Genomic DNA, 1236 nt, shown 5'->3' with positions numbered 1-1236 from the left:
GGCCCGAGGGGTGTCAGGGTGCGACCCGGGTGGCCCTGGCCGCTAACTCCGGGGCCGGTCAGGGTCATCCCCCATGGTGCTCGCGGGCGCGGGGCGGGAGCGTGGCGGTATGAGTCGTTCATACCGTTCAGGTGAGGTATCCCGTTCCGAGGAGCGGCAGTTGGCCGTGGCCTCGGCCAGTCTCGGTCCGTGGCGGACCGCTGCCACGGTCGGCGCGCTCGGCGGCGGAGTGTCGCTCGGCTTCAACGCGATCACCGGTGACTTCGGCCTCGGCGTCGTGGCCGGTGCGCTCTCCCTCGCGCTGATGCTGTTCTTCCTGGCCGGCGGCGCGTGCGCGGCCCTCGGAGGCCGTGGCGGCGCCGCGGACCACCGCATCCGGCGCTGGGCCCGCAGTCACCCCTGGCAGGTCGCGACCGTGCCCGCCGCGCTGCTGCTGGTCAGCGACTTCCTGATGCGTCAGATCCTGACGAGCGAGGGCTTCTTCGGCAGCCTGTGGGACGGCCTGTGGCGCGGTGCCGTGGTGGCCGGACTGATCGGGCTCATCGGCGCGATGAGCGGGGCGCGGCGGCGGGGCTGAGCCGGTACGGGCGTACGCGGAGCCAAGGCTGGGCGGCCCCGGCCGTCAGCGGTTCTTGCGCTTCTTCGCCTTGCCCGCCGGGTTTCCCGTACGGGCCGTGCGCCGGCGCTCGTACCGGCGGCGCTCCTCCTCGTACTCCGCCCGCCGCAGCTTCTCGCCCGGCGCCTCGACGAAGGTGCGGCAGAAGTAGGCGAGCAGGATGCCGACGAAGCCGATGACGCGGATGCTGCGCATCGACTTCTCGGCGGCGGCGTCGACGGGGGCGTCCGGACGGCGTACGAACCCGGTCCAGGTGTGGCGGAAGGCGAGCGCGCTACAGATGGCGAAGGCCACGACGAGCAGGACGTTGACCAGGCTGCCGGCCTTGGCGTCCGTGACGCCCTGGAAGGCGAAGCGGAGCACGAGGCAGCCGGCCGCCGCGGCGGCGAGCGCGCCGATCGCGGTGGCGGCGCGGCGCAGCGCGTAGCCGCCGTCGTGGTTCAGCCAGGTCGTGCCGTAGAACCGGATCTCCGTGGGCTGAGGGCCCGCGTCCGGGGCCTGCCGCTCATCGCTCATACCCCCGATTATCGCCCGGCCCCGGCGGAGCGGTCGGGGCGGTGGGCGACCGGACCGGGCGGGCCCTCGCCGCCCGTACGGTGATGAGCCGCACAGGGCGCGGC

At 74.2% G+C, this 1236-nt stretch carries 2 protein-coding genes; one reads left to right on the top strand and one right to left on the bottom strand.

The window, feature by feature from the left end:
- Positions 1 to 166 precede the first annotated feature (166 nt).
- Positions 167 to 577, top strand: coding sequence for a hypothetical protein (locus ACFU99_RS44120; RefSeq protein ID WP_384404493.1), 411 nt, complete (start codon positions 167 to 169; stop codon positions 575 to 577).
- A gap of 45 nt (positions 578 to 622) precedes the next feature.
- Here the strand turns inward: ACFU99_RS44120 and ACFU99_RS44115 are convergent, their stop codons facing one another.
- Positions 623 to 1132, bottom strand: a complete 510-nt coding sequence (locus ACFU99_RS44115) for a hypothetical protein (protein WP_384404491.1) — start codon at positions 1130 to 1132, stop codon at positions 623 to 625.
- Positions 1133 to 1236 lie beyond the last annotated feature (104 nt).

The sequence above is a fragment of the Streptomyces sp. NPDC057654 genome, from assembly GCF_042800135.1.
GTDB lineage: Bacteria > Actinomycetota > Actinomycetes > Streptomycetales > Streptomycetaceae > Streptomyces.
The sequence above is the reverse complement of the archived record's forward strand: the minus strand, read 5'-3'. Positions and strand labels throughout refer to the sequence as shown.